Source organism: Spirilliplanes yamanashiensis, assembly GCF_016863475.1.
Taxonomy (GTDB): Bacteria; Actinomycetota; Actinomycetes; order Mycobacteriales; family Micromonosporaceae; genus Spirilliplanes; species Spirilliplanes yamanashiensis.
This window is the reverse complement of sequence record NZ_BOOY01000026.1, coordinates 117,925-139,616: the sequence shown is the minus strand read 5'-3', so window position 1 is coordinate 139,616 and position 21,692 is coordinate 117,925. Positions and strand designations below refer to the sequence as shown.

The 21,692-nt window shown below is 70.8% G+C and carries 33 protein-coding genes and 1 pseudogene; 3 read left to right on the top strand and 31 right to left on the bottom strand.

Features of this window, described 5'->3' with window-relative positions:
• Positions 1 to 104 precede the first annotated feature (104 nt).
• The gene (locus tag Sya03_RS17565) at positions 105 to 857 is read left to right on the top strand and encodes an alpha/beta fold hydrolase (protein ID WP_203939385.1); all 753 of its coding nucleotides are present in this window, start codon (positions 105 to 107) and stop codon (positions 855 to 857) included.
• Positions 858 to 920: 63 nt separating this feature from the next.
• The gene (locus tag Sya03_RS17560; protein WP_203939384.1) at positions 921 to 1,481 is read left to right on the top strand and encodes a dihydrofolate reductase family protein; all 561 of its coding nucleotides are present in this window, start codon (positions 921 to 923) and stop codon (positions 1,479 to 1,481) included.
• Between the two features lie 9 nt (positions 1,482 to 1,490).
• Here the strand turns inward: Sya03_RS17560 and Sya03_RS17555 are convergent, their stop codons facing one another.
• Both Sya03_RS17555 and Sya03_RS17550 read right to left on the bottom strand, forming a co-directional pair.
• On the bottom strand, positions 1,491 to 3,116 hold the full coding sequence (locus tag Sya03_RS17555) for an ABC-F family ATP-binding cassette domain-containing protein (RefSeq protein WP_203939383.1): 1,626 nt from the start codon (positions 3,114 to 3,116) through the stop codon (positions 1,491 to 1,493).
• Positions 3,117 to 3,150: 34 nt separating this feature from the next.
• The gene (locus tag Sya03_RS17550) at positions 3,151 to 3,756 is read right to left on the bottom strand and encodes a class I SAM-dependent methyltransferase (protein WP_203939382.1); all 606 of its coding nucleotides are present in this window, start codon (positions 3,754 to 3,756) and stop codon (positions 3,151 to 3,153) included.
• Between the two features lie 89 nt (positions 3,757 to 3,845).
• Between Sya03_RS17550 and Sya03_RS17545 the strand changes: the two genes are divergently transcribed.
• On the top strand, positions 3,846 to 4,940 hold the full coding sequence (locus Sya03_RS17545; protein ID WP_203939381.1) for a hypothetical protein: 1,095 nt from the start codon (positions 3,846 to 3,848) through the stop codon (positions 4,938 to 4,940).
• 95 nt (positions 4,941 to 5,035) lie between these two features.
• Here Sya03_RS17545 and truA read toward each other — a convergent pair whose 3' ends face one another.
• The 29 genes and pseudogenes from truA to rplB form a co-directional block, all read right to left on the bottom strand.
• Positions 5,036 to 5,863, bottom strand: a complete 828-nt coding sequence (truA, locus tag Sya03_RS17540) for a tRNA pseudouridine(38-40) synthase TruA (protein ID WP_203939380.1) — start codon at positions 5,861 to 5,863, stop codon at positions 5,036 to 5,038.
• 72 nt (positions 5,864 to 5,935) lie between these two features.
• Positions 5,936 to 6,550: a 50S ribosomal protein L17 gene (gene rplQ, locus Sya03_RS17535; RefSeq protein WP_203939379.1), complete on the bottom strand. Its 615-nt coding sequence runs from the start codon at positions 6,548 to 6,550 to the stop codon at positions 5,936 to 5,938.
• Positions 6,551 to 6,583: 33 nt separating this feature from the next.
• Positions 6,584 to 7,606 (bottom strand): DNA-directed RNA polymerase subunit alpha, encoded by a 1,023-nt coding sequence (locus Sya03_RS17530; RefSeq protein WP_203939378.1) that lies wholly within the window; start codon positions 7,604 to 7,606, stop codon positions 6,584 to 6,586.
• A gap of 96 nt (positions 7,607 to 7,702) precedes the next feature.
• On the bottom strand, positions 7,703 to 8,329 hold the full coding sequence (gene rpsD, locus Sya03_RS17525; RefSeq protein WP_203939377.1) for a 30S ribosomal protein S4: 627 nt from the start codon (positions 8,327 to 8,329) through the stop codon (positions 7,703 to 7,705).
• Positions 8,330 to 8,342: 13 nt separating this feature from the next.
• Positions 8,343 to 8,750, bottom strand: coding sequence for a 30S ribosomal protein S11 (rpsK, locus tag Sya03_RS17520; RefSeq protein WP_014440747.1), 408 nt, complete (start codon positions 8,748 to 8,750; stop codon positions 8,343 to 8,345).
• Positions 8,751 to 8,767: 17 nt separating this feature from the next.
• The gene (gene rpsM, locus Sya03_RS17515) at positions 8,768 to 9,148 is read right to left on the bottom strand and encodes a 30S ribosomal protein S13 (protein WP_203939376.1); all 381 of its coding nucleotides are present in this window, start codon (positions 9,146 to 9,148) and stop codon (positions 8,768 to 8,770) included.
• Positions 9,149 to 9,323: 175 nt separating this feature from the next.
• A complete protein-coding gene (gene rpmJ / locus Sya03_RS17510) occupies positions 9,324 to 9,437 on the bottom strand; it encodes a 50S ribosomal protein L36 (protein ID WP_073834917.1) in 114 nt (37 codons plus the stop codon).
• Positions 9,438 to 9,514: 77 nt separating this feature from the next.
• On the bottom strand, positions 9,515 to 9,736 hold the full coding sequence (infA, locus tag Sya03_RS17505; protein ID WP_007073013.1) for a translation initiation factor IF-1: 222 nt from the start codon (positions 9,734 to 9,736) through the stop codon (positions 9,515 to 9,517).
• A gap of 568 nt (positions 9,737 to 10,304) precedes the next feature.
• A pseudogene (locus tag Sya03_RS31725) lies at positions 10,305 to 10,808 on the bottom strand (DUF1707 SHOCT-like domain-containing protein); the annotation flags it as partial.
• 57 nt (positions 10,809 to 10,865) lie between these two features.
• Complete coding sequence (gene map / locus Sya03_RS17495; RefSeq protein ID WP_203939375.1) at positions 10,866 to 11,717, bottom strand: type I methionyl aminopeptidase; 852 nt, start codon at positions 11,715 to 11,717, stop codon at positions 10,866 to 10,868.
• A 27-nt stretch (positions 11,718 to 11,744) separates the two neighbouring features.
• Positions 11,745 to 12,398: an adenylate kinase gene (locus tag Sya03_RS17490; protein ID WP_203939374.1), complete on the bottom strand. Its 654-nt coding sequence runs from the start codon at positions 12,396 to 12,398 to the stop codon at positions 11,745 to 11,747.
• Positions 12,399 to 12,460: 62 nt separating this feature from the next.
• Positions 12,461 to 13,804 carry a preprotein translocase subunit SecY gene (secY, locus tag Sya03_RS17485; protein ID WP_203939373.1) on the bottom strand — a complete coding sequence of 448 codons (1,344 nt, stop codon included), beginning with the start codon at positions 13,802 to 13,804 and terminating at the stop codon, positions 12,461 to 12,463.
• 251 nt (positions 13,805 to 14,055) lie between these two features.
• Positions 14,056 to 14,499 carry a 50S ribosomal protein L15 gene (gene rplO / locus Sya03_RS17480; protein ID WP_203939372.1) on the bottom strand — a complete coding sequence of 148 codons (444 nt, stop codon included), beginning with the start codon at positions 14,497 to 14,499 and terminating at the stop codon, positions 14,056 to 14,058.
• Positions 14,499 to 14,681: a 50S ribosomal protein L30 gene (gene rpmD, locus Sya03_RS17475; RefSeq protein ID WP_203939371.1), complete on the bottom strand. Its 183-nt coding sequence runs from the start codon at positions 14,679 to 14,681 to the stop codon at positions 14,499 to 14,501. Before rpmD ends, rplO begins: the two co-directional genes overlap by 1 nt.
• The gene (rpsE, locus tag Sya03_RS17470) at positions 14,681 to 15,301 is read right to left on the bottom strand and encodes a 30S ribosomal protein S5 (RefSeq protein ID WP_203939370.1); all 621 of its coding nucleotides are present in this window, start codon (positions 15,299 to 15,301) and stop codon (positions 14,681 to 14,683) included. The genes rpmD and rpsE overlap by 1 nt, the downstream gene beginning before the upstream one ends.
• Positions 15,302 to 15,313: 12 nt before the next feature.
• Positions 15,314 to 15,709, bottom strand: a complete 396-nt coding sequence (gene rplR, locus Sya03_RS17465) for a 50S ribosomal protein L18 (protein WP_203939369.1) — start codon at positions 15,707 to 15,709, stop codon at positions 15,314 to 15,316.
• On the bottom strand, positions 15,706 to 16,245 hold the full coding sequence (gene rplF, locus Sya03_RS17460; protein ID WP_203939368.1) for a 50S ribosomal protein L6: 540 nt from the start codon (positions 16,243 to 16,245) through the stop codon (positions 15,706 to 15,708). The genes rplR and rplF overlap by 4 nt, the downstream gene beginning before the upstream one ends.
• 17 nt (positions 16,246 to 16,262) lie before the next feature.
• The gene (gene rpsH, locus Sya03_RS17455; protein WP_203939367.1) at positions 16,263 to 16,670 is read right to left on the bottom strand and encodes a 30S ribosomal protein S8; all 408 of its coding nucleotides are present in this window, start codon (positions 16,668 to 16,670) and stop codon (positions 16,263 to 16,265) included.
• 60 nt (positions 16,671 to 16,730) lie between these two features.
• Positions 16,731 to 16,916 carry a type Z 30S ribosomal protein S14 gene (locus Sya03_RS17450; protein ID WP_007073023.1) on the bottom strand — a complete coding sequence of 62 codons (186 nt, stop codon included), beginning with the start codon at positions 16,914 to 16,916 and terminating at the stop codon, positions 16,731 to 16,733.
• Positions 16,917 to 16,918: 2 nt separating this feature from the next.
• Positions 16,919 to 17,482 (bottom strand): 50S ribosomal protein L5, encoded by a 564-nt coding sequence (gene rplE / locus Sya03_RS17445; RefSeq protein ID WP_203939366.1) that lies wholly within the window; start codon positions 17,480 to 17,482, stop codon positions 16,919 to 16,921.
• A complete protein-coding gene (rplX, locus tag Sya03_RS17440; RefSeq protein WP_203939567.1) occupies positions 17,482 to 17,802 on the bottom strand; it encodes a 50S ribosomal protein L24 in 321 nt (106 codons plus the stop codon). The genes rplE and rplX overlap by 1 nt, the downstream gene beginning before the upstream one ends.
• Positions 17,799 to 18,167 carry a 50S ribosomal protein L14 gene (gene rplN / locus Sya03_RS17435; RefSeq protein ID WP_015619002.1) on the bottom strand — a complete coding sequence of 123 codons (369 nt, stop codon included), beginning with the start codon at positions 18,165 to 18,167 and terminating at the stop codon, positions 17,799 to 17,801. Before rplN ends, rplX begins: the two co-directional genes overlap by 4 nt.
• Positions 18,168 to 18,255: 88 nt before the next feature.
• The gene (gene rpsQ / locus Sya03_RS17430; protein WP_203939365.1) at positions 18,256 to 18,531 is read right to left on the bottom strand and encodes a 30S ribosomal protein S17; all 276 of its coding nucleotides are present in this window, start codon (positions 18,529 to 18,531) and stop codon (positions 18,256 to 18,258) included.
• Positions 18,531 to 18,764, bottom strand: coding sequence for a 50S ribosomal protein L29 (gene rpmC, locus Sya03_RS17425; RefSeq protein WP_203939364.1), 234 nt, complete (start codon positions 18,762 to 18,764; stop codon positions 18,531 to 18,533). Before rpmC ends, rpsQ begins: the two co-directional genes overlap by 1 nt.
• Positions 18,764 to 19,189 (bottom strand): 50S ribosomal protein L16, encoded by a 426-nt coding sequence (gene rplP, locus Sya03_RS17420; protein ID WP_203939363.1) that lies wholly within the window; start codon positions 19,187 to 19,189, stop codon positions 18,764 to 18,766. The genes rpmC and rplP overlap by 1 nt, the downstream gene beginning before the upstream one ends.
• A 3-nt stretch (positions 19,190 to 19,192) precedes the next feature.
• Positions 19,193 to 20,053: a 30S ribosomal protein S3 gene (rpsC, locus tag Sya03_RS17415; RefSeq protein WP_203939362.1), complete on the bottom strand. Its 861-nt coding sequence runs from the start codon at positions 20,051 to 20,053 to the stop codon at positions 19,193 to 19,195.
• Complete coding sequence (gene rplV, locus Sya03_RS17410) at positions 20,053 to 20,511, bottom strand: 50S ribosomal protein L22 (protein ID WP_203939361.1); 459 nt, start codon at positions 20,509 to 20,511, stop codon at positions 20,053 to 20,055. The genes rpsC and rplV overlap by 1 nt, the downstream gene beginning before the upstream one ends.
• Positions 20,512 to 20,549: 38 nt before the next feature.
• On the bottom strand, positions 20,550 to 20,831 hold the full coding sequence (gene rpsS, locus Sya03_RS17405) for a 30S ribosomal protein S19 (RefSeq protein ID WP_203939360.1): 282 nt from the start codon (positions 20,829 to 20,831) through the stop codon (positions 20,550 to 20,552).
• Between the two features lie 15 nt (positions 20,832 to 20,846).
• Entirely contained in the window at positions 20,847 to 21,686 is an 840-nt protein-coding gene (gene rplB, locus Sya03_RS17400; protein WP_203939359.1) for a 50S ribosomal protein L2, read from the bottom strand.
• Positions 21,687 to 21,692: the final 6 nt, after the last annotated feature.

The following is a 21,692-nucleotide window of genomic DNA, read 5'->3' as shown; positions in this document are numbered from 1 at the left end:
CGGACACTAACCCCGCCGTGCGCGTCCCGTAAACCCCTCCGCGACGATCGACTGTGTACGGTGAGTCCTCGACCGGTCACGCAAACCTGTAACTGGAGGCGACCATGGTGGACACCGTCGGCGACGGACCGGACCGCGTCCTGGCCCTGCACGGGTGGTTCGGATCCGCCCGCGACGGCTGGGGCGCTCTGCCCGGCCTCATCGACCGCGACCGGTTCACCTGGGCTTTCCTCGACTACCGCGGCTACGGCGAGCGGCGCGGCGAGGCCGGCGAGCACACCATCGCCGAGGCGGCCGCCGACGCCCTCGCCCTCGCCGGGAAGCTGGGCTGGGACCGGTTCAGTGTGGTCGGTCACTCCATGGGCGGCATGGTGGCCCAGCGGGTGCTGGCCGACGCGCCGGACCGGGTGGTCCGGCTCGCCGGCATCAGCCCCGTCCCCGCGGGCGGGGTGCCGTTCGACGAGCAGGGCCGGGCGCTGTTCGACGGCGCCGCCGCCGACCCGGCGAACCGGCGGGCCATCATCGACCTGACCACCGGCAACCGCCTCTCCGGGTGGTGGCTGGACCGGATGGTGCGCGCCTCGCTCGACGGCTCCGACCCGGCCGCGTTCGGCGCCTACCTGTCCGCCTGGGCCGACACGGACATCAGCGCGGCCGTCGCCGGCAACCCCGTGCCCGCCCTGGCCGTCGTGGGCGCGCACGACCCGGCGCTCGGCGCCGACACCATGCGCGCGACCTGGCTGACGCACTACCCGAACGCCCGGCTGGAGATCCTGCCGGACGCGGGCCACTACGCGATGGAGGAGGCGCCGGTGCGGCTCGCCACCGTGCTGGAGGAGTTCCTCGCCGACCGATGAGCTTTCGTCGCCGGTGCCGTCTCATGGTGGGTAGGGCCGAATCAGCGCACCGGGAGGAACGGCATGGACGACTTCGCACCGCAGACCGCGAGCGGCAAGGTCCTGTGGCACTTCACCATGTCACTCGACGGGTTCGTGGCGGGACCGGACCACGACATGGAGTGGATGAGCACCGGCATCTCCGAACGGCCCGGCTTCACCGACCAGTACGTCGAGACGACCGGCGCCGTCCTCGGCGGCCGGCGGGGCTGGGACCGGTTCCCCGCCGCCGGCACCGTCTACGGCGGCTCCTGGACCGGGCAGGTGTTCGTGCTCACCCACCACCCCGAGGACGCCGAGCCCGCCGAGCGGGTCACCTTCCTCGACTGCGACGTGGCGGAGGCGGTGCGGATCGCGCTGGCGGCAGCCGGCGGCAAGAACGTGGAGGTGCTGTCGCCGGACATCGGCCGCCAGCTGCTCGAGCGCGGCCTGATCGACGAGATCGACCTGCACATCGCGCCGGTGCTGCTGGGCGACGGCATCCGGCTCTACGACCACGCCGGCGGCCGCCCGATCTACCTGCACCGCGTCGGCGCCGACGACCCGACGGCCGAGGTGGACGTGCGGTACCGGCCGGCGCGCTGAGGGCGGCGCTCAGACGTCCCAGACCGGTTCCGGCGTCTCGACGACGTCGCCGTCGCGGTTGAACAGCAGGAACCGGTCGAACGAGCGGGTGAACCAGCGGTCGTGGGTGACCGCGACCACCGTCCCGTCGAAGCCCTTCAGCCCCTCCTCCAGCGCCTCCGCCGACGCCAGGTCGAGGTTGTCGGTGGGCTCGTCGAGCAACAGCAGCGTGGCGCCGGACAGCTCCATGAGCAGCACCAGGAACCGCGCCTGCTGCCCGCCGGACAGGGTGCCGAACCGCTGGTCGCCCTGCCCGGCCAGCTCGTAGCGGTTCAGCGCCTTGATCGCGCCGGCCCGGTCGAGGCCGCGGCGGTGCTCGTCGCCGCGCCACAGGGCGTCCACCAGCGTGACCCCGGTCAGCTCCGGGCGGTCGTGGGTCTGCGAGAAGTGGCCGGGCCGCACCCGCGCGCCCAGCCGCGCCGAGCCCGCGAACGCCACCGGCGCCACCCCGCCCAGGGACGGGTCGAGGTTGGCGAGCAGGCGCAGGAAGTGCGACTTGCCGGTGCCGTTGGCGCCCAGCACGGCCACCCGGTCGCCGTACCAGATCTCCACGTCGAACGGGTAGGTCAGCCCCTCCAGCTCCAGCTGCTCGCACATGACGGCGCGCTTGGCGGTGCGGCCGCCGCGCAGGTCCATCTTCACCGCCTGGTCCTTCGGCGGCAGCGGCGGCGGCCCGGCCTCCTCGAACTTGCGCAGCCGGGTCTGCGCGGCCTGGTACCGCGACGCCAGCCCGTCGTTGAACGCCGCCTTGTTGCGCAGCGTCAACACCAGCTCGCGCAGCTTGACGTGCTCCTCGTCCCAGCGGCGGCGGGTCTCCTCCAGCCGCTCGTGGCGGCTGGCGCGGGCCTCGTGCCACGACGCGAAGCCGCCGGGGTGCGTCCAGGCGCTGCCGCCCTCGACGGCGACGACCCGGTCGGCGGTGTTGGCGAGCAGCTCCCGGTCGTGCGACACGAACAGCACCGACTTGGCGGACTCCCGCAGCCGGGATTCCAGCCAGCGCTTGCCGGGCACGTCGAGGAAGTTGTCGGGCTCGTCGAGCAGCAGCACCTCGTCGGAGCCGCGCAGCAGCAGCTCCAGCGCGAAGCGTTTCTGCTGGCCGCCGGACAGGGTGCGCACCGGCCGCTGCCGGCACTGCTCCCACGGCAGGCGCAGCACCAGCGTCGACACCGTGTCGAACAGCACCTCGGCCTCGTAGCCGCCGGCCTCGCCCCAGTGCGCCAGCGCGTTGGCGTACGCCAGCTGTGCCTTCTCCGCCTCCGGGTCCGCGGTCAGCGCGGCCTCGGCGCGGGCCAGTCGCTCGCCGGCCGCCGTCAGCGGCGGCGCCACCAGCGACAGCGCCAGGTCGGCGAGGGTACGGTCGTCGCCGATCATGCCGATGAACTGGCGCATGACGCCCAGGCCGCCCGAGCGCGCCACCGCGCCGGTCTGCGCCGGGATGTCGCCCGCGACCATCTTCAGCAGGGTCGTCTTGCCCGCGCCGTTCGGCCCGACGAGCGCGACCTTGGCGCCCTCGCCCACCCGGAACGACACGTCGGCGAACAGCTCCCGGCCGTCCGGCAGTGTGTGCCCCGCACCCGCGACATCGACATATCCCACGGGCGACCATCCTGCCCGACCGGCGGCGCCGCGGTCAGTCGGTTTTCCGGGTCACCCGCAGCACCCGGAAGCCCTTCTGGCTGGCGTGCCGCTCGACGACCCACCCGAGGCCCTGCAGCCACGCCTGCACCGAGTCGCCGCCGAGGTGCCGGGCGATCACCAGCCACGCCTCACCGTCCTCGGCGAGCCTCGGCAGCCACCGTTCGAGCAGCACGTGCAGCTCCGCCTTGCCGACCCGGATCGGCGGGTTGCTCCAGATCTGGGCGAACCGCACGTCGCCGGGCACCTCGTCGGGGGCGGCGACGGTGACGGCCAGGCCCAGCGCGGCGGCGTTGCGGGCGGTGAGCTCGCGGGCCCGGGCGTTGACGTCGACCGCGTACACGGCGGCGTCCGGCGCGACCGTGCCCAGCACGCAGGCGATCGGCCCGTACCCGCAGCCCAGGTCGAGCAGCGGCCCCGCGCTGCCGGCCGGCAGGGGCGCCTTGCGCAGCAGCACCGCCGTGCCCGGGTCGAGCCGCGCCGCCGAGAACACCCCGGACGCCGCGGCGAGCGTGAAGTCGCGCCCGGCGGCGCTGAACGACACCTCGCGGCCCTGCGCGGGCGTCGACGGGGAGGCGCTGAAGTAGTGGTCGGCGGTCACCGGGCCATTGTGCAGCAACGCGCGAGGCCGCCGACGAGGGCGCACACGCTGTGCGTCACGGAACGCATCGACGTTCGTACCGTGTGGTTATGCGTCACCGTCCTTCCTTCCGAGCCGGCCACCGGCAACCGTGGGCCGGCGGCGCCACGGGAAGGCACGCGGACACGACGACCGCACCGGCCCGGCGCGCCGGCGTGCTGACGGCGGAGCCGCCGCCGCCCGCCGCCCCGGCTGACCCGGCGGCGGCCCTCGCGGCGCCCTTCACGGCGCCCTCCGCGACGGTCCCCGGCCTCGCAGCGCCGGACCGCACCGCGCCCGCCCAGCGCCGGCGCCGGTCGGCCGGCCCACCGAACCCGACGGTGGGCCGGCCCCGCGGACACGCCCTGCCGGCCGCGGACCGCGCCACGACGACCCGCCCCCGCCGCGGCGGCGCCCGCCGCCGGTCCGACTCGGCGGCGCAGCGGCGCGCCCCGCACGACTCGCTGCGCACCATGCAGCTCGTGATGGTCGGCATCGCCGCCGCGATCATGCTGGGCGTGTGCGGCCTGAGCGCGTTCATCATCGTGGCCGACGAGCGCCGGGGCCGCGAGATCAGCACCGCCGCGGTGGCCCCGCCGAAGCTCACCGACCGGGTGGACATCAGCTCCCGCACCGTCGACCCGGCCCCGCTCACCGTCGACGAGGTCTTCCCCCGCTCGTCGCTGGTCGTCGCCGACCGCACCTACCGGGTGGAGATGACCCACTCCGACAAGGACTGCCACATCGCCGCCAGCGGCGCCGCCGCCACCCTGCTCGACAGCCTGGGCTGCTCCCAGGTCATCCGGTCCACGCTGCGCGCCCCCGAGGACGGCTACCTGCTCACCACCGGCGTGTTCAACCTCGCCGACGAACCCGGCGCCACCCTGGCCCACGACCAGATCAAGGCCATCCTGGACAGCGGCCGCGGCCGGCTCACCGGCATGACGGCGGGCAGCGGCACGGAGGCCCTCGGCGTCGCGCCGGCCCAGTTCGGCTGGCACACCCGCGGCCACTTCCTGGTCTACTGCGTCCTGGTCCGCGCCGACGCCCAGCCCATCGTCGACGGCGACCCGGCCGCCCGCCGCATCCTCTACGACGCGGTCGAGCTGCACCTGCGCGAGGGCGTCCTGGGCAAACGCGCCGGCGCGATTCCCACGGGCGCCTGACCAACGCGCCGGGCCGCGGGCCTCGCCCGTCCACCCGCCGGCGCCATCCCGACGGGCGCCTGCCCAGCCGCGGCCTCGCCACCCGCAGGCGCGGGCTACGACGCCGGTAGTGGGCCGCGCAGGCGGCGGGTCGCGTCCGCGCGGCGGGCGTACTCCGCCGGGTCCTCCGGGTAGCCGACCTCGACCAGGGTGAGCCCGTGCGCGGGCGCCACCGTGATCTCGCCGGCCCGCTCGCGCCGGCTCAGCAGCCCCGCCGGCCAGTCCGCCGGGCGCCGGCCGTCGCCCGCGACCAGCATCGCGCCGACCAGGCTGCGGACCATCGCCTGACAGAACGCGTCGGCCTGCACGGTCGCCACCAGCACCCCGTCGGGGTCGCGGCGCCACTCGAGGCGGTTGATCGCGCGGACCGTCGTCGCGTGGTCCTTGCGCTTGCAGAACGCGGCGAAGTCGTGCTCCCCCACCAGCCCGGCCGCGGCGGCGTTCAGCAGGCCGAGGTCGAGGGGGCGCGGGTGGGCGATCGTGTCGTGCCGGCGCAGCGGCTCCACCCCCCACGGGGCGTCGGACACCCGGTACTCGTACCGGCGGAACGTCGCGGAGAACCGGGCGTCGAAGTCGGCGGGCACCGCGTACGCGGCCCGCACCCGGGCGTCCGGCGGCACCAGCGCGCCCAGGCGCCGCACCAGCGAACCCGCCAGCTGCTCCCACGCGGCGGCCGGCAGGTCGACGTGCGCCACCTGGCCGGTGGCGTGCACCCCGGCGTCGGTGCGGCCCGCCACGGTGATCGCCACCGGCGCCCCGACCAGCACGGCCAGCGCGTCCACGATCACCCCGGCGACGGTGCGCCGGCCGGGCTGCACCGCCCAGCCCGAGAACTGCGCCCCGTCGTACGAGACGTCCAGCCTGACCCGGGTCAGCTGCTCCACGCGTACCCCTCGAAATGCCGTTCGGGCCCGGCACCCCGTGGAGGGTGCCGGGCCCGATCAGCGTGCGGAAACTCAGGCCTTGTCGTCGGCCTTGGTGCCGGTGCCGGTGTCGGTGCCGGTGTCGTCGCCCTCGGCCTGGTCGCCCGGGCCCTCGGCGCCCTTGTCGCCGGACGCGCTCTGCGGCGGCTCCGAGTCCTGGTCGTCGGCGGTCTCGGGCGTGGTCTGCGACGAGGGGGTCTCCTCCTCGGGGGCCAGCGCCTCCACCTTGTCCTGGCGGGCGGTCGCCTTCTTGGCGGCCTTCTTCGCCGGGGCGGTGGTCGCGGCGACCTCCAGCTCCTCGACCAGCTCGATGATCGCCATGGGAGCGGCGTCACCCTTGCGCGGGCCCGTCTTCACGATCCGGGTGTAGCCACCCGGACGGTTCGCGAACCGCGGCGCGATCTGGTCGAACAGCACGTAGACCACGTCCTTGTCCCGGACCGTGCCCGCCACCCGGCGGCGCGAGGCGAGGTCGCCGCGCTTCGCCTTGGTGATGAGCTGCTCGGCCAGGGGCCGGAGGCGCTTGGCCTTCGTCTCGGTGGTCTTGATCTTCCCGTGCTTGAAGAGCTCGGTGGCCAGGTTGGCCAGGATGAGCTTCTCGTGCGCCGGGCTGCCGCCGAGGCGGGGACCCTTGGTGGGCGTGGGCATTTCCGTGCTCCTTGTAAGAGGCGGCTGCCGAGCTTAGAGCTGCTCGGTCTCGCGGTAGTCGTCGGTGTCGTAGTCCACGTCGCCGAACGAGTCCACGACGTGCGCGGGGTCGAACGACGGGGCGGAGTCCTTCAGACCCAGACCCATGCCGGCGAGCTTCATCTTGACCTCGTCGATGGACTTCTGACCGAAATTCCTTATATCCAGAAGGTCGGCCTCCGTCCGCCCGATGAGTTCACCGACGGAGTTGATGCCCTCGCGCTTGAGGCAGTTGTACGACCGGACCGTCAGGTCCAGCTCCTCGATCGGCAGCGCCAGGTCGGCAGCGAGCTGCGCGTCCTGCGGCGACGGGCCGATGTCGATGCCCTCGGCGGTCTCGTCCAGCTCCCGGCACAGGCCGAACAGCTCGACGAGGGTGGAACCGGCCGACGCGAGCGCGGTGCGCGGCGAGATGGACGGCTTCGCCTCGACATCGATGATCAGCCGGTCGAAGTCGGTGCGCTGCTCGACACGGGTCGCCTCGACGCGGTACGTGACCTTCATGACCGGCGAGTAGATCGAGTCGACCGGGATGCGGCCGATCTCGGCGCCGGCGTTCTTGTTCTGCGCCGCCGTGACGTAGCCGCGGCCCCGCTCGACGGTCAGCTCCATGTCGAGCCGGCCCTTGCTGTTCAGGGTGGCGAGCTTCAGGTCGGCGTTGTGCACGCTGACCCCGGCCGGGGGCTGGATGTCACCGGCGGTGACGTCGCCCGGGCCCTGCTTGCGCAGGTACATGCTGACCGGCTCGTCGTGCTCGGAGCTGACGCACAGCTCCTTGACGTTCATGACGAGCTCGACCACGTCCTCCTTGACACCGGGGATGGTGGTGAACTCGTGCAGCACGCCGTCGATCTTGATGCTCGTGACCGCCGCGCCCGGGATGGACGACAGCAGGGTCCGGCGCAGCGAGTTGCCGAGCGTGTAGCCGAAGCCGGGCTCGAGCGGCTCGATGGTGAACCGGGAGCGGGTCTCGCTGAGCGACTCCTCCGAGAGGGTCGGCCGCTGAGAGATGAGCACTGTGGTGTTCTCCTTGTGTCGGGGCGCCCGCTATTTGACGCCCGTCCGAGGTGGTGCGACCCCGCGCCTCCGGTGCGGAGACGCGGGGCCTGAGCGCTACTTGGAGTAGAGCTCGACGATCAGCTGCTCCTGCACCTGGGTGTCGATCACCTGACGCGCCGGGAGCGAGTGGACCAGGAACTTGAGCTGCGCCGGGATCGGCTCGACCCACGCCGGGATCGGCTTGGAGCCGGCCTGCGCCTGGGCGATCACGAACGGCGTGAGCTCCTTGGACTTCTCCCGGACCTCGACGATGTCGTGCTCCTTGAGCCGGTACGACGGGATGTCGACCTTCTTGCCGTTCACCAGGAAGTGCCCGTGCTTGACCAGCTGGCGGGCCATGTCCCGCGAGTGGGCGTAGCCGGCCCGGTAGACGGCGTTGTCGAGCCGCGACTCGAGGATCTGCAGCAGCACCTCACCGGTCTTGCCCGGCTTGGCGACAGCCTCCTCGTAGTACCCGCGGAACTGCTTCTCGAGAATGCCGTAGACGCGGCGCGCCTTCTGCTTCTCACGCAGCTGCAGCAGGTACTCGGTCTCCTTCGTGCGACCGCGGCCGTGCTGTCCGGGCGGGAACGGCCGGGACTCGAACGGGCACTTCGGACCATCGCACTTGCTGCCCTTGAGGAACAGCTTCATCTTCTCCCGACGGCAGCGACGGCAGTCGGGTCCAGCGTAACGAGCCATTGTCCTCTACCTCTCAGACCCGACGACGCTTCGGCGGGCGACATCCGTTGTGCGGCTGGGGCGTGACGTCCGAGATCTGACCGACCTCGAGGCCTGCGGCCTGCAGCGAACGGATGGCGGTCTCCCGGCCGGAGCCGGGACCCTTCACGAACACGTCGACCTTGCGCATGCCGTGCTCCATCGCCCGGCGCGCGGCGGCCTCGGCGGCCAGCTGCGCGGCGAACGGGGTCGACTTGCGCGAGCCCTTGAAGCCCACCTGGCCCGACGAGGCCCAGGAGATGACAGCACCGGTCGGGTCGGTGATCGACACGATGGTGTTGTTGAAGGTGCTCTTGATGTGCGCCTGCCCGTGGGCGACGTTCTTGCGTTCCTTGCGACGGACCTTCTTGACGGCGGCCCCGGCGCGTGCCTTCGGTGGCATAAGTCAGTGCGCTCCTATTACTTCCGACCGGGCTTCTTCTTACCGGCGACCGTGCGCTTCGGACCCTTGCGGGTACGAGCGTTGGTCCGGGTCCGCTGACCGCGGACCGGAAGGCCACGCCGGTGGCGAATGCCCTCGTAGCTGCCGATCTCCACCTTGCGGCGGATGTCGGCGGCGACCTCGCGGCGCAGGTCGCCCTCAACCTTGAAATTGGCCTCGATGTAGTCGCGGAGCTGGACCAGCTCCTCTTCCGTGAGGTCCTTGGCGCGCTTGTTCACGTCGATGCCGGTCGAGGTGAGCGCCTCCACGGCGCGGGTCCGACCGACCCCGAAGATGTAGGTGAGCGCGATCTCCATCCGCTTCTCGCGGGGAAGATCGACGCCGACGAGACGAGCCATGTGCGGGCGTACTCCTCGATGTCTCACGGAGGTCTGTGCCCGTGCCCACCCCGCCTGCCCAGGCGGGCCCCGGCCTCCGACCGGGGGTGGAACCGCGCGTCGACGAGCGACCGCCGCGGCTGGGACGAGCTTGTTCAGTGGTGCGGATCGGCGCCGGGGCGCCGACGCCGGGGACTCAGCCCTGGCGCTGCTTGTGGCGCGGGTCCTGGCAGATGACCATGACCCGGCCGTGGCGCCGGATGACCCGGCACTTGTTGCAGATCCGCTTGACGCTCGGCTTGACCTTCACGGTGTGCCTTAACTGTGCTTGCCGGCGGGCACGACGACCCCCCGGAAGACGGACACGGGACTCTCCCCGAGGCCGACTTACTTGTACCGGTAGACGATCCGCCCGCGGGTGAGGTCGTACGGCGAGAGCTCGACGACGACTCGGTCCTCGGGCAGGATGCGGATGTAGTGCTGCCGCATCTTGCCGCTGATGTGGGCCAGGACCTTGTGACCGTTGGCCAGTTCCACCCTGAACATCGCGTTCGGCAGTGGCTCGATGACCCGGCCTTCGATCTCGATGGCTCCGTCTTTCTTCGGCATGTCCTCCGCTACCTGACGTCGGCTTCTGAGACTGGCTCGCAGCTTCCATCCCGCCCCGTGTCGGGGGCCGGACCAGCCGCGGCTCCGGGCACCATCGAAGCGCTGATGGACATGCCGGAGAGGACGCTGCGCGCCAGCTAGTCAGTCTACGCGCGCCGGATCGGCCACACCAAATCCGGGGTCCCGTAACCCGCGGTCGGGTGTGTCACCCGAGCCACAATCCGCGCGATCGGGCACGAACCGGTCAGTCGGCGCTGCGCGGCTGCCGCTCGGCCTGCCGCGGCCCCGGCTCCCGCAGCCGGTCGGGCTTCCGGGCGGGCTCGGCCACGAGCGTGGGGTCGCCGACCGCGGGATCGGCGACGAGCGTGGGATCGGCGAACAGCGAGTCGGCGGTCACGGCGGGCTGCGCCGGCTCCCGCGGCAGCGCGACCCGCGGCCCCCCACCCACCTCGGCGGCAGCCGCAGAGCCGGCCGAGCCGGCCGCCCCCCGCGCGGTGCCCGCACCCGCGTTGCCGGCACCGAACGCGGCGTCCGCGGCACCGGCGGCCTCAGCCGCACCCGCACCGCCCGCGGCCCCGGCGGCCTCCTTGCGGGCCTTCTGCTCCGCCTTGCGCTCCTTCTTCGCGGCCTTGTCCTGCCGCTTGCGCTCCTCGCGGTCGACCCACCGGCGCGGCTCCCCCTTGCCCAGCCCGGAGATCGTCTGCCCGATCAGCACCACGCCCCACGGCCCGGCCACCCAGATGGGCCAGAAGTAGACCAGCTCCTGCGCGGCGACGCTGATCACCGCCCAGATGCCGATCACCAGCCCGACGACGCCGAGGTACTCCTCCCACGTGTTCCACAGCCAGCGGCGGGTCGCGTGGTGGTACGGGTCGGCCGCCGGCTGCGGCACCGCCAGAGCGGGCGTCGCGGCGGGCAGGTCGTCGAGCAGGCCGTCGAGGTCGCCGTAGGTCTTGGCGGCGTAGGCGCGCTGGAGGCGTTCGTCGTACTCGTGGAGGTCGAGGCGGCCCTCGTCGAGCGCCAGGCGCAGCCGGTCGGCGACCTGCTGCCGGTCGGCGTCGCCGGCCCGCATCTCCTCACGCCCCATGCCTCCCAGCATGCCAGGCGGCATCGAGGCGGACCAGCCGCGTCAGTGGGCGGCGGCGGGCTCGCGCGAGGTCACCAGGTCGCCCAGGCGGGCGCGGCCGCCGTCCTGCGCGGTCAGCACCCACACGCCGTCGTCGAGCAGGGCCATCGAGTGCTCGACGTGCGCGGCGACGGAGCGGTCGCGGGTGATGACGGTCCACTCGTCGGACAGCACGACGGTGCGGGGCGAGCCCATGGTGATCATCGGCTCGATCGCCAGCGCCATGCCCGGCACGAGGCGCGGGCCGCGGCCGGGGCGGCCGTAGTTCAGGACGTGCGGCTCCTGGTGCATCTCGGTGCCGATGCCGTGGCCGCCGTACCCGTCGACGATGCCGTAGCGGCGGCCGCCGGCCTTGCGGATCGAGGTCTCGATCGCGGACGAGATGTCGGACAGCCGGCCCTTGCCGGCGGCGGTGCGCCGGGCCGCGGCGGCGATGCCCGCCCACATGGCGTCCTCGGCGACCTCGGCCATGCGCAGCAGCTCGGGGTCGGTCTCGCCCACGCCGACGGTGATGGCGGCGTCGCCGTGCCAGCCGTCGAGGATGGCGCCGCAGTCGAGCGAGATCAGGTCGCCCTCCTTGAGCACCGCGTCGGCGGCCGGGATGGCGTGCACGACCTGCTCGTTCACCGACGAGCAGATCGACGCCGGGAAGCCCTGGTAGCCCTTGAACGACGGGATGGCGCCGGCGTCGCGGATGACCGATTCGGCGACCGCGTCGAGGTCGGCGGTGGAGACGCCCGGCGCGACGGCCTGGCGCATGGCCTCCAGGGCGGCCGCGACGACGAGGCCGGCGGCGCGCATCTTGACGATCTGCTCGGGCGTCTTGAGCTGGATCTCAGGCTCGTGACGGGCCATGGTGCATGCCTTCCTGTGGCCGGGGGGTCAGCCCCCGAACGACCGTAGCGCGTCGATGGCGCGGACGGTCACGTCCTCCACGGGGCCGGTGGCGTCGATGCCGACCAGCTTGCCCTGGGCGCCGTAGTAGTCGACCAGCGGAGCGGTCTTCTGCGCGTACTCGACGAGGCGGTTGGCGATGGTCTCGGCCTTGTCGTCGTCGCGCTGGAACAGCTCGCTGCCGCAGCGGTCGCAGACGCCCTCGGTGCTGGGGGCGTCGAACTCGACGTGCCAGATCTTGCCGCAGCCGCGGCAGGTGCGCCGGCCGGACAGCCGCCGGATGACCTCGTCGTCGTCGACGACGAGCTCCATCACCAGGTCGAGCGCGGTGCCCAGGTCGGCGAGCAGCTTGTCGAGCGCGGCCGCCTGCGGGACGGTGCGCGGGAACCCGTCCAGCAGGAAGCCGTCGGCGGCGTCCGGCTCGGCCAGCCGGTCGCGGACCATGTTGATCGTGACCTCGTCGGGCACGAGCTGGCCCGCGTCCATGTAGCGCTTGGCCTCGACGCCGAGCGGGGTCCCCTGCGACACGTTGGCGCGGAAGATGTCTCCGGTGGAGATCTTCGGAGCGGCCAGATGGGCGGCGATGAACTCGGCCTGGGTGCCCTTGCCCGCACCCGGCGGGCCTACCAGAACAAGTCGCACCTACATCGCCTCGTTTCGTGCCGCGGAGATCCTGCCCGTCGTCGGTGAGTCCGGCCTTGCCACTACCGCAGGAAGCCTTCGTAGTTGCGCTGCATGAGCTGCGACTCGATCTGCTTCACCGTCTCCAGGCCGACGCCCACCATGATGAGCACCGCCACGCCGCCGAACGGGAAGTTGACGTACTGCTCGTTCGCCAGCCAGATGAAGAAGAAGTTCGGCAGGACGGACACCAGGCCCAGGTAGAACGAGCCCGGCAGGGTGATGCGGCTGAGGATGAAGTCCAGGTAGTCGGCGGTGGGCTTGCCGGGGCGGATGCCCGGCACGAAGCCGCCGTACTTCTTCATGTTGTCCGCGACCTCGGTCGGGTTGAACGTGATCGAGACGTAGAAGTAGGTGAAGAAGATGATGAGCAGGAAGTACGTCAGGATGTAGATCCAGCTGCTCGGCTTCGCCAGGTTGTTCTGGATCCACTGCTGGTAGCCGTTGAGCTCGTTCGGGTTGAAGAACTGCAGGTACAGCTGCGGCAGGTAGAGCAGCGACGACGCGAAGATGACCGGGACGACACCGGACTGGTTGACCTTCAGCGGGATGTACGTCGAGGTGCCGCCGTACGTGCGCCGGCCGATCATGCGCTTCGCGTACTGCACCGGGATGCGGCGCTGCGCCTGCTCGATGAAGACGACCAGCGTGATGATCACCAGGACCAGCACCAGGATGGCCGAGAAGACGCCCCAGCCGCGCGACTGCTTGATCGACCAGCCCTCGCTGGGCAGGCGGGCGGCGATCGAGGTGAAGATCAGGACGGACATGCCGTTGCCGACGCCGCGGTCGGTGATGAGCTCGCCGAGCCACATGACCACGCCGGTGCCGGCGGTCATCGTGAGGACCAGGACGGTCAGCGTCAGCCAGTACGGCAGCCCGGTGTTCTCCGGGATGATCGTGAACTGCGGGTTGTCCTGCGGGCAGAGGCCGCTGAACAGCTGGCCGGAGCGGGCGAGCGCCACGAACGCCGAGGACTGCAGGACCGCGAGGCCGAGCGTCAGGTAGCGCGTGTACTGCGTGATCTTGGCCTGGCCGGACTGGCCCTCCTTGCGGAGCTGCTCCAGGCGCGGGATGACCACGGTGAGCAGCTGCAGGATGATCGACGCCGTGATGTACGGCATGATGCCCAGCGCGAAGACCGACAGCGAGAGCAGCGCGCCACCGGAGAAGAGGTTGAGCAGCGTGACCACGCCGCCGACGTCGCCGGTCTCGGTGGCCTTGATGCAGTTCTGCACGTTGGTGTACGAGACACCGGGGCTGGGCAGTGTAGCGCCGAGCCGGTAGACGCCGATGATGAAGACCGTGAACAAAATCTTCTTGCGCAGGTCAGGCGTCTTGAACGCACTCGTGAATGCGGAGAGCAACTTCATCCTCCTGCGCGGGGGCGGCCGCACGGCCTCGGGGTGGACTTCGGCGGTGCCGGCCGGACAGCCGACATCCCTAGCTGGGAACGGACTCTAACAGTCAAGTGCTGGCGCGGTGAGCCGCGGTCGTGACACGGGCCCGGCCACCGCTGATGCCCGTGGCGCCCGGCCGGCGGATGGCCTGGCCGGACGCCACGGAGGGGATGCCGTCCCCGGCCTCGCGGGCCGGGGCCGACACCCCCTTGGAGCTGCTACAGCTCGGTGGTGGAACCACCGGCGGCCGCGATCTTCTCCTTGGCCGAGCCGCTGAACGCGTGCGCCGAGACCTGCAGCGCGACGGCGCCCAGCTCGCCCGAGCCGAGGACCTTGACCGGCTGGCCGCTGCGGACCGCGCCGGCCTGGGCCAGCTCGAGCGGGCCGACCTCGCCGCCCTGCGGGAAGAGCTCCGCGAGGCGGTCCAGGTTGACGACCTGGAAGACGACCTTGTTGCGGTTGCGGAAGCCCTTCATCTTCGGCAGGCGCATGTGAAGGGGCATCTGGCCACCCTCGAACGCCGCCGAGATGTTCTTGCGGGCCTTCGAACCCTTGGTACCGCGACCGGCGGTCTTGCCCTTGGAGCCCTCACCGCGACCCACCCGGGTCTTCGCGGTCTTGGACCCCGGCGCCGGGCGCAGGTGGTGCAGCTTGATCGCCATTACTCGACCTCCTCAACCTTCACGAGGTGGTTGACGGCGAAGATCATGCCCCGGATCTCGGGCCGGTCCTCCTTGACCACCACGTCGTTGATCCGCTTCAGCCCGAGCGAACGCAGCGAGTCCCGCTGGTTCTGCTTGGTGCCGATCTCCGAACGGAGCTGGGTCACCTTGAGACGTGCCATCAGTGCGCCACCGCCGCTTCGGCACGCGAGGCCAGCATCGCTGCGGGCGCCACGTCCTCGACCGGCAGACCACGACGGGCCGCGACCGCCTCCGGGGACTCGAGCCCCTTCAGCGCGGCCACCGTGGCGTGCACGATGTTGATCGGGTTCGAGGAGCCGAGGCTCTTCGACAGGATGTCGTGGATGCCGGCGCACTCCAGGACGGCGCGCACCGGGCCACCGGCGATGACGCCGGTACCGGCGGAGGCCGGCTTGAGCAGCACGACACCGGCGGCGTCCTCACCCGTGACCGGGTGCGGGATCGTCGCGGCGATGCGCGGCACCTTGAAGAAGTGCTTCTTGGCCTCCTCGACGCCCTTGGCGATCGCCGCGGGCACCTCCTTGGCCTTGCCGTAGCCGACACCCACGGTGCCGTCGCCGTCGCCGACGATCACGAGGGCGGTGAAGCTGAAGCGACGACCACCCTTCACGACCTTGGCGACACGGTTGATCGCTACCACCCGCTCGAGGTGCGGGGTCTTCTCGACGGGCGCGTTGCCGCGGCCGCCCTCACGGCGGTTGTCGCGGCGACCACCTTCGTTGCCACCGGACCCGCCGCCACGGCGCTGTTGACCAGGCATTGGTCTTCCTTCCTAGAACTCGAGTCCGGCTTCGCGGGCGGCATCGGCCAGCGCGGCGAGACGCCCCGCGTACCGGTTGCCGCCGCGGTCGAAGACGACCTTGGACACACCCGCGGCCTTGGCGCGCTCCGCGAGGAGCTTGCCGACCTTGCCGGCCTGGGCGCTCTTGTCGCCCTCGGTGCCACGGATGGAGGCGTCGAGCGTCGAGGCCGACGCCAGCGTGTGGCCCTTGAGGTCGTCGACGATCTGCGCGGTGATGTTCCGCGTGGACCGGGTGACGACCAGGCGCGGACGCTCGGACGTCCCGCGCAGGTTGCGCCGGACCCGGAAGTGCCGACGCGCCCGCCCGACGGCCCGCTTGGCGGAGACACCGCCGCCATTGCGGCGCTTGAGCAGCGTGGCGGTCACTTCTTACCTGCCTTTCCAGCCTTGCGGCGGATGATCTCGTCGGAGTACTTGACGCCCTTGCCCTTGTACGGCTCCGGCGGACGGATCTTCCGGATGTTCGCGGCGACCTCACCGACGAGCTGCTTGTCGATGCCCGACACGTGGAACAGGGTCGGCTTCTCGACCGTGAACGTGATGCCCGCGGGCGCCGGCACGGTCACCGGGTGCGAGAACCCGAGAGCGAACTCCAGGTCCTTGCCCTTGGCGGTGACGCGGTAGCCGGTGCCGTTGATCTCGAGGGTCTTCTTGTAGCCCTCGGTCACGCCGACGATCATGTTGTTCACGAGCGTGCGCGACAGGCCGTGGAGCTCCTTGGCCTTGCGCTCGTCGTTCGGCCGGTTCACGACCAGCTCGCCGTTCTCCTGCTCGACCGTGATCGGCGCGGCAACGGTGTGCGACAGCTCGCCGAGCTTGCCCTTGACCTTGACGGTCTGGCCCTCGATCTTGACGTCGACGCCGGCGGGAACCGGAATCGACTTACGTCCGATTCGCGACATTATCGATCATTCCTCCGTTACCACACGAAGGCGAGGACTTCCCCGCCAACGCTCCGCTTGCGGGCCTGACGGTCGGTCAGGAGGCCCTGGGACGTCGAAATGATCGCCACGCCGAGGCCGCCCAGCACGCGCGGGAGCTCGTCGGACTTGGCGTACACGCGCAGGCCGGGCTTCGAGACGCGCTTGATGCCCGCCAGGCTGCGCTCCCGGTTCTGGCCGTACTTCAGCTCTACCACCAGGCGCTTGCCGACCTCGCCCTCAGCGGGCTCCTCGGAGTCCCAGGCGGCGATGTAACCCTCGGCCTTGAGGACCTCGGCGATGTTCGCCTTGATCTTCGAGTAGGGCATCGTCACCTTGTCGTGGTACGCCTGGTTGGCGTTGCGCAGACGGGTCAGCATGTCTGCGATCGGGTCCGTCATCGTCATGGGTTCGTTTACCTTTCTCGCCGGGGTTCCCGAACGAACGGGCCTACGGCGAAGAGAGTGTTACCAGGAAGCCTTCGACACGCCGGGCAGCTCACCGCGGTGAGCCATCTCCCGGATGCAGACGCGGCAGAGACCGAACTTGCGGTACACAGCCTTCGGCCGGCCGCACCGCTGGCAGCGGGTGTACGCGCGCACCGAGAACTTCGGCTTCGCGGCAGCCTTGAGGATCAGCGCCTTCTTGGCCATTCTCAGTTCTCCTTGAACGGGAAGCCCAGGAGCTTGAGCAGCGCCCGGCCCTCGTCGTCGGTCTTGGCGGTCGTGACCACCGTGATGTCCATGCCCCGCGGACGGTCGATCTTGTCCTGATCGATCTCGTGGAAGACCGACTGCTCGGTGAGGCCGAACGTGTAGTTGCCGTGGCCGTCGAGCTTGCGCCCGTCCAGGCCGCGGAAGTCACGGATACGGGGCAGCGAGATCGACAGCAGCCGGTCCAGGAACTCCCACATCCGGTCGTTGCGCAGGGTGACCTTCGCGCCGATCGGCATGCCCTCACGCAGCTTGAACTGCGCGATGGACTTGGTCGCCTTCCGCACCTGCGGCTTCTGGCCGGTGATCGTCGCGAGGTCGCGAACCGCGCCGTCGATCAGCTTGGCGTCGCGAGCGGCCTCGCCGACACCCATGTTGACGACGATCTTCACCAGGCCGGGAACCTGCATGGGGTTGCCGTACTGGAACTGCTCCTTGAGCTGCCCGACGACCTCGTCGCGGTAGCGCTGCTTGAGACGGGGCAGGGTCTTGGTGGGCGCGGTCATCACAGGTCCTTACCGGAACGACGCGAGATGCGGACCTTCTGGCCGTCGTCACCGACGCGGTACCCGACGCGGGTCGGGTTGCCGTCGGAGTCCACGACCATCACGTTCGAGACGTGGATCATGGCTTCCTGCGTGACGATGCCACCGGTCTTCGCACCGCGCTGGGTGGTGCGGATGCGTTCGTGCTTCTTGACGCGGTTCACGCCCTCGACGAGGACCTTGTCCAGGCGCGGGAAGGCAGCGATGACCTTGCCCTTGGCGCCCTTGTCCTTGCCGGCGATGACGACGACCGTGTCGCCCTTCTTCACCTTCATGGTCAGAGCACCTCCGGCGCCAGGCTGATGATCTTCATGAACCGCTTGTCGCGCAGCTCGCGGCCCACCGGGCCGAAGATGCGCGTACCGCGGGGGTCCCCGCCGTCCTTGATGATGACGGCGGCGTTCTCGTCGAACCGGATGTACGAACCGTCCGGGCGGCGCTTCTCCTTGGCGGTCCGGACGATGACCGCCTTGACGACGTCGCCCTTCTTGACGCCGGCGCCCGGGATGGCGTCCTTGACCGTCGCGACGATGACGTCGCCGATGCTCGCGTAGCGCCGACCGGAGCCACCGAGCACCCGGATGCACAGGATCTCCCGGGCACCCGTGTTGTCGGCGACGCGAAGTCGCGACTCCTGCTGGATCACGTCTGTCTCCTATGTCTGCCAGTTCTCCGGTCAGCACACCGAAGCTTGGCGGAACTGCGGTGCGCCGGGCCCTGCGGCCCGGCGTACCTCACTTGGCCTTTTCGAGGATCTCCACGACCCGCCACCGCTTGGTGGCGGAGAGCGGACGGGTCTCCATCAGCAGCACCCGGTCGCCGATCCCGCACGCGTTCTGCTCGTCGTGCGCCTTCAGCTTGCTGGTACGGCGGATGACCTTGCCGTACAGCGCGTGCTTGACGCGGTCCTCGACCTCGACGACGACGGTCTTCTCCATCTTGTCGCTGACGACCAGACCCTCGCGCGTCTTGCGCTGGGCACGTGCCTCAGCAGTCGTGTTCTCGCTCATCACGCAGTCACCTCAGTCGGCGCGGCCGAGAGCCCCAGCTCGCGCTCGCGCATGATCGTGTAGATCCGGGCGATCTCCCGGCGCACGACCTGCAGTCGCCGGTTGTTGTCCAGCTGCCCGGTCGCGCCCTGCACGCGGAGGTTGAACAGCTCCGCCTTGGCCTCCCGAAGCCGCGAGACCAGCTCCTCCTCGGAGAGCTCGCGCAGCTCGGCGGCCTTAACGCCCGCTGCCATCAGTTGTCACCTTCTCCGCGTGTCACGATGCGGCACTTCATCGGGAGCTTGTGGATCGCGCGGCGCATCGCCTCACGCGCGGTCGCCTCGTTCGGGAACGACATCTCGAAGAGGATCCGGCCCGGCTTCACGTTCGCGACCCACCACTCGGGCGAGCCCTTGCCGGAACCCATGCGGGTCTCGGCCGGCTTCTTCGTCAGGGCCTGGTCCGGGAAGACCGAGATCCAGACCTTGCCGCCACGCTTGATGTGACGGGTCATCGCGATACGCGCCGACTCGATCTGCCGGTTGGTCACATAGGCCGGCTCCAGCGCCTGGATACCGAACTCACCGAAGACCACCCGGGTGCCGCCCTTGGACGCGCCGTGACGGTCCGGGTGGTGCGGCTTGCGGAAGCCCTTCGGGGGCTTACGCGGCATCAGCATGTGTCAGCCCTCCTGCTGCGTCTCGGCGGCGGCCGGCGCCGCGGCGACAGCCGCGTCGTTGACCGACTCGCCGGTCGGGGTGTCGCCGGCCGCCTGGGCGGCGGCGGCCGCGCGGCCGGCCTCGGTGCCACCCGCGGTCGTGCCGGACGAACCGGAACGGCCACGGCGCGGACGCTCGGGACGGTCACCGCGGTCGCGGCGCGGACGCGCGGCGGCCTCGGGGGCCACCTCGCGGCCGGGGACGGCGTCACCCTTGTAGATCCAGACCTTCACGCCGATGCGGCCGAAGGTGGTACGGGCCTCGAAGAAGCCGTACTCGATGTTGGCCCGCAGCGTGTGCAGCGGAACCCGGCCCTCGCGGTAGAACTCGGTCCGGCTCATCTCGGCGCCGCCGAGGCGGCCCGACACCTGCACGCGGATGCCCTTGCAGATCGGGTTCTTCATGGCCGACTGCATGGCCTTGCGCATGGCGCGGCGGAAGCTGACCCGGCTGGACAGCTGCTCGGCCACGCCCTGCGCGACCAGCTGGGCGTCCGACTCGGGGCTCTTGACCTCGATGATGTTCAGCTGCACCTGCTTGCCGGTGAGCTTCTCCAGCTTGCCGCGGATCTTGTCGGCCTCCGCGCCCTTACGGCCGATGACGATGCCCGGCCGGGCGGTGTGGATGTCGACGCGGACCCGGTCGCGGGTGCGCTCGATGTCGACCTTGGAGATGCCGGCACGCTCCAGGCCGGACGACATCATGCGACGGATCTTGACGTCCTCGCCGATGTAGTCCTTGTAGAGCTTGTCCGCGAACCAGCGCGACTTCCAGTCGGTGGAGATGCCGAGCCGGAATCCGGTGGGGTGAACTTTCTGACCCATTACTCGGCACCTTCCGTGCTGCTCTGGGACTCGGCCGCGGGCTGGGCGGGCTTGGCCGCCTTCTTCGCCGCTGCCTTCTTCGCGGGACGCGCGACCTGGACGGCCTCGACCGCGATGGTGATGTGGCTGGTGCGCTTGCGGATCCGGTACGCCCGGCCCTGCGCCCGCGGCCGGAACCGCTTGAGCGTGGGGCCCTCGTCGACGAACGCCTCGCTGACGAGCAGCGCGTCAGGGTCGAGCCGCTCGTTGTTCTCCGCGTTCGCGATCGCGCTGGCGAGCACCTTGTAGACCTGCTCGCTCGCCGCCTGCGGCGCGAACTGGAGCACCGTGAGGGCCTCCTTCGCGGGCAGACCGCGGACGAGGTTGACCACACGGCGCGCCTTGTTCGGCGAGATGCGCACGTGGCGCGCAACCGCCCGCGCGCCCGGAAGCGCCGGAGCGTCGCCCTTGACTGGCATCGCTGTAACCCCTTGATCCTCTAATCCGTGGCCGGCACTCAGCGCCGACGGCTCTTGCGGTCGTCCTTCTCGTGACCCTTGAACGTCCGGGTCAGCGCGAACTCGCCGAGCTTGTGCCCGACCATGGCCTCGGTGATGAACACCGGGACGTGCTTGCGCCCGTCGTGGACGGCGATCGTGTGTCCCAGCATGTCCGGGATGATCATCGAACGCCGCGACCAGGTCTTGATGACGTTCTTGGAGCCCTTCTCGTTCTGCACTTCCACCTTCTTGATCAGGTGGTCGTCGACGAACGGGCCCTTCTTCAGGCTGCGAGGCATCTCTGCTTACCTTCCTCAGCCGCGCTTACGCGTGGCGTAACGACGGCGGACGATCAGCTTGTCGCTCGCCTGTCCCTTGCGACGGGTACGGCCCTCGGGCTTACCGGCCGGGTTCACCGGGTGGCGACCACCGGACGTCTTGCCCTCACCACCGCCGTGCGGGTGGTCGACCGGGTTCATGGCGACACCGCGGACGGTGGGCTTGCGGCCCTTCCAGCGCATGCGGCCGGCCTTGCCCCAGTTGATGTTCGACTGGTCGGCGTTGCCGATCTCGCCGACGGTGGCGCGGCAGCGCACGTCGACGCGCCGGATCTCACCGGACGGCATGCGCAGCGTCGCGTAGACGCCCTCGCGGCCGAGCAGCTGGATGCCGACGCCGGCCGAGCGGGCCAGCTTGGCGCCGCCGCCCGGACGCAGCTCGACACCGTGCACGGTCGTACCCACCGGGATGTTGCGCAGCGGCAGGTTGTTGCCCGGCTTGATGTCGGCGCCCGGACCGGACTCGACGCGGTCGCCCTGCTTCAGGTCCTTCGGCGCGAGGATGTAGCGCTTCTCGCCGTCGGCGTAGTGCAGCAGCGCGATGCGCGACGTGCGGTTGGGGTCGTACTCGATGTGCGCGACCTTGGCCGGCACGCCGTCCTTGTCGACCCGCTTGAAGTCGATCAGCCGGTACTGCCGCTTGTGGCCACCGCCGTGGTGCCGGGTGGTGATCCGGCCGTGGACGTTGCGGCCGCCCTTCTTGGGCAGCGGGACCAGCAGAGACTTCTCCGGCGTGGACCGGGTGATCTCGGCGAAGTCAGCGACGCTGGAGCCACGGCGGCCCGGCGTCGTCGGCTTGTACTTACGGATAGGCATGTCTAC

What these genes read in the sequence shown, in the direction of transcription:
- Sya03_RS17565 (WP_203939385.1), top strand. Translation starts at nt 105, where the DNA reads ATGGTGGACACCGTCGGCGACGGACCGGACCGCGTCCTGGCCCTGCAC.
- Sya03_RS17560 (WP_203939384.1), top strand. Translation starts at nt 921, where the DNA reads ATGGACGACTTCGCACCGCAGACCGCGAGCGGCAAGGTCCTGTGGCAC.
- Sya03_RS17545 (WP_203939381.1), top strand. Translation starts at nt 3,846, where the DNA reads ATGCGTCACCGTCCTTCCTTCCGAGCCGGCCACCGGCAACCGTGGGCC.
- rplQ (WP_203939379.1), bottom strand. Translation starts at nt 6,550, where the DNA reads ATGCCCACGCCCACCAAGGGTCCCCGCCTCGGCGGCAGCCCGGCGCAC.
- rpsD (WP_203939377.1), bottom strand. Translation starts at nt 8,329, where the DNA reads ATGGCTCGTTACGCTGGACCCGACTGCCGTCGCTGCCGTCGGGAGAAG.
- rpsK (WP_014440747.1), bottom strand. Translation starts at nt 8,750, where the DNA reads ATGCCACCGAAGGCACGCGCCGGGGCCGCCGTCAAGAAGGTCCGTCGC.
- rpsM (WP_203939376.1), bottom strand. Translation starts at nt 9,148, where the DNA reads ATGGCTCGTCTCGTCGGCGTCGATCTTCCCCGCGAGAAGCGGATGGAG.
- infA (WP_007073013.1), bottom strand. Translation starts at nt 9,736, where the DNA reads ATGCCGAAGAAAGACGGAGCCATCGAGATCGAAGGCCGGGTCATCGAG.
- map (WP_203939375.1), bottom strand. Translation starts at nt 11,717, where the DNA reads ATGGCCCGTCACGAGCCTGAGATCCAGCTCAAGACGCCCGAGCAGATC.
- rplO (WP_203939372.1), bottom strand. Translation starts at nt 14,499, where the DNA reads ATGGCGATCAAGCTGCACCACCTGCGCCCGGCGCCGGGGTCCAAGACC.
- rpmD (WP_203939371.1), bottom strand. Translation starts at nt 14,681, where the DNA reads ATGGCACGTCTCAAGGTGACCCAGCTCCGTTCGGAGATCGGCACCAAG.
- rpsE (WP_203939370.1), bottom strand. Translation starts at nt 15,301, where the DNA reads ATGCCTGGTCAACAGCGCCGTGGCGGCGGGTCCGGTGGCAACGAAGGT.
- rplF (WP_203939368.1), bottom strand. Translation starts at nt 16,245, where the DNA reads ATGTCGCGAATCGGACGTAAGTCGATTCCGGTTCCCGCCGGCGTCGAC.
- rpsH (WP_203939367.1), bottom strand. Translation starts at nt 16,670, where the DNA reads ATGACGATGACGGACCCGATCGCAGACATGCTGACCCGTCTGCGCAAC.
- Sya03_RS17450 (WP_007073023.1), bottom strand. Translation starts at nt 16,916, where the DNA reads ATGGCCAAGAAGGCGCTGATCCTCAAGGCTGCCGCGAAGCCGAAGTTC.
- rplE (WP_203939366.1), bottom strand. Translation starts at nt 17,482, where the DNA reads ATGACCGCGCCCACCAAGACCCTGCCCCGTCTCAAGCAGCGCTACCGC.
- rpsQ (WP_203939365.1), bottom strand. Translation starts at nt 18,531, where the DNA reads ATGAGCGAGAACACGACTGCTGAGGCACGTGCCCAGCGCAAGACGCGC.
- rpmC (WP_203939364.1), bottom strand. Translation starts at nt 18,764, where the DNA reads ATGGCAGCGGGCGTTAAGGCCGCCGAGCTGCGCGAGCTCTCCGAGGAG.
- rplP (WP_203939363.1), bottom strand. Translation starts at nt 19,189, where the DNA reads ATGCTGATGCCGCGTAAGCCCCCGAAGGGCTTCCGCAAGCCGCACCAC.
- rpsC (WP_203939362.1), bottom strand. Translation starts at nt 20,053, where the DNA reads ATGGGTCAGAAAGTTCACCCCACCGGATTCCGGCTCGGCATCTCCACC.
- rplV (WP_203939361.1), bottom strand. Translation starts at nt 20,511, where the DNA reads ATGCCAGTCAAGGGCGACGCTCCGGCGCTTCCGGGCGCGCGGGCGGTT.
- rpsS (WP_203939360.1), bottom strand. Translation starts at nt 20,831, where the DNA reads ATGCCTCGCAGCCTGAAGAAGGGCCCGTTCGTCGACGACCACCTGATC.
- rplB (WP_203939359.1), bottom strand. Translation starts at nt 21,686, where the DNA reads ATGCCTATCCGTAAGTACAAGCCGACGACGCCGGGCCGCCGTGGCTCC.